The following is a 4602-nucleotide window of genomic DNA, read 5'->3' on the forward strand; positions in this document are numbered from 1 at the left end:
TATCTTAGATAGTAGCCAACGGCTACAGTGATAACATCCTTGTTAAATTGTTTATATCTGAAATAGTTCATACAGAAGACTCCTTTTTGTTAAAATTATACTATAAATTCAACTTTGCAACAGAACCGAATTATTTATTGAAGAATTTATACCTACTGAATATGATTATGAAGAATTAGTTTTATTCTCTAATGAACTTGATACACTTTTTTATAAAATAAATCAGAGAATTATTTCAAGAATTGGAGAACTAGAAGAAGAAGATTTTAATAAACTTATGGAGATCTTAAATAAATATAGAAAAGAAAGTGATGAATAATGTCTATTGTAAAAATTCAAGGAGTGAAAAGATTAGATAATGCAATAAATAATGAAGTTGACACAAAATTATGTCATCTTGGTAAAATAAGTGTCAAATAAGGAGCCATTTTTCTTTCTTTTTTGTAGATAGACATTGTTAAACCAACAAAAATTAGCAATCCATTTTATATGCTAATTGGATTGCTAAAAGGTTTGTTATTTTATGTTTTGTACTATTAAACTTAACCCGTTAGATAATGGCACGCTACCCTCTTATATTCATTCAGTATGAAGTAACAATTGATCTAAATCCATTATTTTAATTTTCTTTTTCGGTAACCGTTTAATCAATCCAAGTTCTTCTAGATTAGTGAATTTACGGCTGATTGTTTCTGGTGTGGTACCAAGATACGAGGCTAAATCCTTTTTGGACATTGGTAAGATAATCGTTGGACTATTGCCACTTCCCTTTTCAACATTCTCAGCTAAAAAGGATATAATGCGGGTTTCTACATTTTCAATCGCTACTTGTGTGGTTTGTTTTTCAGAATCCTTCAAACGCATCGTTACTTCTGACAGTATTTTTAATGAGATCTGCGGATATTTCACCAAATACTCTTGTAAATCCTCTCGTTTAATTAAACAAATGGATATATTTTGTAGTGCTTCCGCATAGTTCTCATGAATACTTCCAGGTTGGAAAATAGCGACTTCACCTGTAAAATCACCGGGATTTAAAATGCGAACAAGTTGTTCTTTTCCAGAATCCGATAAGCGATAAATCCGAGCCTTACCCGAATTGATAATATATAAGGTATCATCTTCCTCATCTGCACGGAATAACATTTCCCCTTTTTGTAGATGAAGTGTCTTGGCAGATTCCGCAATCAAATCCATTTGTGAGTCTTTCAAATGGTTAAAAATAGGAACAATACGAATACATTCTGCATGTCCATGTTGGTGATGACAACATTGGTTTTGTTCCAAAATAACCTCTCCTTTTTATAAAAAGCCTAAGAGGGCATCTTAGGCTTCCTTTCTATTCACTCGATTAAGCAGGTTTTACCTTTGATTTGACAACAGGATATCCTAAGTCTTCAATTGCCTTTTCGATATCGTTAATAGCGACTGCTTCTGAATCAAAATCTACTTTTACTTTACTTGCATTGAACATTACTTTCAAGCTATCTTGATTCACACCGTTTATTCCTTTCACCGCATTTTCAATCTTTTGCATACAAGATGGGCAAGATAAGGTTTCTAATTGAATCGTTGCTTTTTGCATAAATCATTTCTCCCTTCATTTTTTAACGACCGTAAACCAATCTATTCTTTTGTTTTTGAGTTACTTTAAGCCTGATATGCTTTATCTACTTCTGATAACATCTCGAATGTGCCTGCATACGTTTCACATACATCTCCAGGAATGGTGTAGTTGTCTGTGATTTTTCGTAATTGAGCAAATTCAGCATCTAAGTCAGGTTTGTTCGTACCTGCGTCTTTTACTTTTCCACTAATTGTTTCAAACAATTCACGTACTTCAAAGGCTTCTGGGTGATTCTTACCATGGGCCCGTGTAATTGCAGTGGTGTATAAATCCAGTTTTTCAAAATGGTTTGTTATTACTTCGTTAAATGTTTGTTCAGACATTATTATTTCCCTCTTTCTATATATAATTTTTGTTATGTGTGTTTGTCTTAGGCAGATTTTACTTTTGATTTAACAACGGGATATCCTAAGTCTTCAATTGCCTTTTTGATATCGTTAACGGTGATCGTTTCTGAATCAAAATCTACTTTTACTTTACTGGCATTGAATAATACTTTTAAGCTATCTTGATTAATCCCATTTAATCCTTTCACCGCATTTTCAATCTTTTGCATACAAGATGGACAAGATAATGTTTCTAATTGAATAACTGCTTTTTTCATGAATTATTTCTCCTTTCATCTTATCTTTGACTTTTTTGTTTTCCCTCTTCTTCTTTACAATTTAAGTATAGCTGAGGTTCAACGAAATGAAATTGACGCAAATCAAGTTTCAAGAAAAAGTAGGGGAGTATTTTGTTCTTCCTACCTGAATACTTCCCCTTTATCATTCGTCAAGACCGCTTTCTATTAAATTTATCCTCTCAAACGGTATCGAAGCAATCTCATACCATTCAAGATGACTACTAAGATACTTGCTTCGTGAACCAACATCCCGATTGACATATTCATCCATTCACTAAATAGTAGGCTAGCAAGTAAGATTAATACCACACCAACTGCTATGGCGATGTTCTGTTTCATGTTTCTTGCAGTTGATTTTGTTAAGCCTAATGCGTGTGGTAAACGACTAAAGTCAGAATTCATTAAAACAACATCTGATGTTTCAATTGCAACATCTGTTCCACTTCCCATGGCGATTCCGATATCTGCTAAGGCTAATGAAGGACTATCATTCACTCCGTCACCGACAAAGGCAATGATCCCGCCTTCTGCTTGCATTTTTTCGATATAAGCAGATTTTCCTTCTGGAAGCATATGACCGTGCGCTTCTGTTAATCCAAGTTCTCGAGCTACTAAATCTACGGTTCCTTGGTTGTCCCCAGAAAGAACGACAAGGTTTTTGACCCCTAGTTTTTTCAGTTTTTGAAGATCTTTTTTAACACCTGGACGGATTTGATCCCGAATACCCATCAGAACGTTTAATTCTCCGTCGACCGCAGTTAACACAAGAGAATTCCCATTTTTCTCAAAGCGTTCGACGTCTTTTTTAGCTTTTTCGCTTAATTTCACATTTTCCTTTTCCATTAAAGCTACGTTACCAACGGCTATACGATGAACACCTATTTTTGCTACAATTCCGCCACCTTTAACGACTTCGGTTTCTTCAACAGTAGAGAAAGTTGTCTCGCCAATATCCTGTAGGACAGCTTTCGCTAGTGGGTGGTCCGATTCACGCTCCACACTTGCTAAATATCCTAGAACCTCTTCAGTATTTTTTCCGTAAAATTCTTTTTCGGCAACTTCAGGGTTTCCTACTGTCAATGTTCCTGTTTTATCAAAAACGATAGTATCTACTCTGCTAAAGTCATTGATAACTTCACTACCTTTTAAGAGGACACCATTACGTGCACCGTTTCCGATACCGGCAACGTTGGATACAGGAACCCCGATAACTAATGCACCTGGACATCCTAAAACAAGAATCGTGATAGCTAGTTCAATATCTTTTGAGAAAAACCAAACAATAAAACCAAGGACTAACACAGCTGGTGTATAATATTTAGAGAATCGGTCAATGAAACGTTCTGCTTCTGATTTGGAATCCTGTGCCTCTTCCACTAATTCGATAATTCTACCAAATGTTGTATCTTCTCCAACGCGATCAGCTCGAATTTGGATCGTTCCATTTTCTAAGATAGATCCTGCAAATACTTCAGAATCAACCTTTTTACTTACAGGTAAAGATTCTCCAGTAATACTTGCTTCATTAATGTGACCTTCACCAGTTAACACTGTTCCATCTACCGGAACTTTTGCACCCGTTTTAACTAATAAAATATCACCTTCGTCTACATCATTGACATCTACTTCTTCAAATTCTCCGTTTTCCATTTGCTTTAAAGCACTTTCTGGTGCCAGCTCTGTTAATTCTTTAATGGCAGAACGTGTTTTGTTCAAGGTACGTTGCTCCAAGTATGAACCAAATAAGAATAAGAAAGTAACGATGGCTGATTCCTCATAATTTTGAATCAATACTGCCCCAATAACTGCAATGGTAACTAAAACATCAATACTGACAACTTTTACTTTTAATGCCTGATAGGCTTGGATTGCAATCGGCGCCACACCAAGAATGGATGCAATGATGAGCGACCAATTGAAAATGGCCATGTTGTCTAAAGAAAATCGTCCGAAGAATGCAAGTGCAATCAAAATTGCACTGACCAGTGTAATGGAATTCTTTTTACTTAATATATATCTTTGCATGTTGATTCCCTCCAATTTCATTTGTATTCCTTGTTGATGACTCTAGTATAGGATGTTTCTATGAAATAAAAATTGATTAGTATCAAGTTCTATTGTAAAAGTGAAAAATTATAAAAGAACAGCAAAACAAATCTAACTGTTTTACTGAATAACTCTTATATATTATCGAACATACAATAAAGATGTCTTGGTTTTGAGGGTTCTGTTGCAAAGTAAAAAAATATAGCTAACCACTAATTTATCATGTCAGTGTTCGCTTAACTTGCTAGCATGATGCTAATTTCGTGGCATGGCGAAAATCCGTAGATCTGAAGAGACCTGCGGT

General features: G+C 35.0%; 5 protein-coding genes and 1 pseudogene. All 6 read right to left on the reverse strand.

Features of this window, described 5'->3' with window-relative positions; all coding sequences use genetic code 11:
• Positions 1-71, reverse strand: a pseudogene (locus BHX94_RS12510) (IS6 family transposase); the annotation flags it as partial.
• Positions 72-579: 508 nt separating this feature from the next.
• Positions 580-1287 (reverse strand): Crp/Fnr family transcriptional regulator, encoded by a 708-nt coding sequence (locus BHX94_RS12515; RefSeq protein ID WP_111747107.1) that lies wholly within the window; start codon positions 1285-1287, stop codon positions 580-582.
• A 64-nt stretch (positions 1288-1351) separates the two neighbouring features.
• The gene (locus tag BHX94_RS12520) at positions 1352-1585 is read right to left on the reverse strand and encodes a heavy-metal-associated domain-containing protein (protein WP_031797729.1); all 234 of its coding nucleotides are present in this window, start codon (positions 1583-1585) and stop codon (positions 1352-1354) included.
• A 65-nt stretch (positions 1586-1650) separates the two neighbouring features.
• The gene (locus BHX94_RS12525; protein WP_026907429.1) at positions 1651-1950 is read right to left on the reverse strand and encodes a hypothetical protein; all 300 of its coding nucleotides are present in this window, start codon (positions 1948-1950) and stop codon (positions 1651-1653) included.
• A gap of 47 nt (positions 1951-1997) precedes the next feature.
• Entirely contained in the window at positions 1998-2231 is a 234-nt protein-coding gene (locus tag BHX94_RS12530) for a heavy-metal-associated domain-containing protein (RefSeq protein ID WP_111747109.1), read from the reverse strand.
• Positions 2232-2423: 192 nt separating this feature from the next.
• Positions 2424-4277: a heavy metal translocating P-type ATPase gene (locus BHX94_RS12535; protein WP_111747111.1), complete on the reverse strand. Its 1854-nt coding sequence runs from the start codon at positions 4275-4277 to the stop codon at positions 2424-2426.
• Between the last annotated feature and the right edge of the window lie 325 nt (positions 4278-4602).

Source organism: Macrococcoides bohemicum (assembly GCF_003259675.1).
Classification (GTDB): Bacteria; Bacillota; Bacilli; order Staphylococcales; family Staphylococcaceae; genus Macrococcoides; species Macrococcoides bohemicum.